This is a genomic window from Campylobacter concisus (genome assembly GCF_902460895.1).
Lineage (GTDB): Bacteria > Campylobacterota > Campylobacteria > Campylobacterales > Campylobacteraceae > Campylobacter_A > Campylobacter_A concisus_BC.
The window spans coordinates 5,315-6,403 of record NZ_CABPVL010000014.1; the positions used below are offsets into that span (position 1 = coordinate 5,315).

A 1,089-nucleotide genomic window follows, 5' to 3' on the forward strand; every position below is an offset into this window, starting at 1 on the left:
TGCCACTATATGCTGCTATCATGGTTATATAGTATAGATCATTTGCGCTTATGCGATTGCTTGGCGACTTGTTAGTCTCTTTAAAATTTTGGACTATTTTAAAGATAGCATTAGCCTCTTCCTTGCTATAAGGTAGCACCTTGCGCTCCATTGGGTTTATCTCCACTTTTACGTTTAGGTCATTTATGATGCTCTTACTTATGTAGTCGCTGTTATAGCAATACTTAAAGAACTGCACTACTCTTATCATATATTTTTGTATGGTTACTTGTGATAGTTTGGCATCATTTTTGCCCATGTGTATTATCTGCTCTAGGCTTTTGTCTTTATATTTGGCTTTTTGGTTTAGCTTGGTTGGTATGTGAGCTAAAGTATTTCTAAATTTAAGCAGATCATCTCGTGATATGGTTGTGATATCCTTGCTTGGATGAAAGAATTTAAACAATATATTGCCTACAATATTTACCAGATCCATAGTGCTGCTTGACCACTTTTGGCTAACGCTAGTATTAGCTGTAAAATTTTCAAATGCTGTTTTTAGTGTGATGATCTCCCTACTCTCTACCTTTCTTTGACTAGGAGAACATGGCACTATCTCGTATTCTTGGACTGCCTCATCATTTAAGCTGCCCACAGCAAAGCTACTATCTCCTACTTTTATGCGTTTGCCTATTAGATGACTATTAGCAGACAGTATCTGCTCTACACTCCTCTCATCACCTTTTGTTTTTACTAGCTTAAAAGGAGTGTTAAGTCCGTATTGTTGCTCGGCAGTTGCCATTATGGCATGTGAGAAATTTTTAGCTAGACTTTTGATATCTTCTTTTTTAAGAGGTAGCCCATTTGCTTCATCTAGAGCATTGATGTTATCTTGAAAGCTATCTATACCAGTTGGCTCAAATTTATAACTTTCATCTTGTTTGCTTAAGAATTTAAGTCTTTTAGACACAAGGTTTGTACTCTTGTCAAGCTTTGATATTAGGTAGTTTAGGGACAATATATGTTTTTCAAGCAGGGTTTGAGCTATGCTGGCTTTATCATCTTGATCTATGGCTTCATCTGGACTGTTAGATAAAATTTTAGCCTTAC

At 36.1% G+C, this 1,089-nt stretch carries 1 protein-coding gene; it reads right to left on the bottom strand.

Annotated elements, in window-relative coordinates; translation table 11 throughout:
- Positions 1-1,089: site-specific integrase (locus F3G98_RS11200; protein ID WP_508610418.1), on the bottom strand; the 1,089-nt coding region annotated here is incomplete at both ends.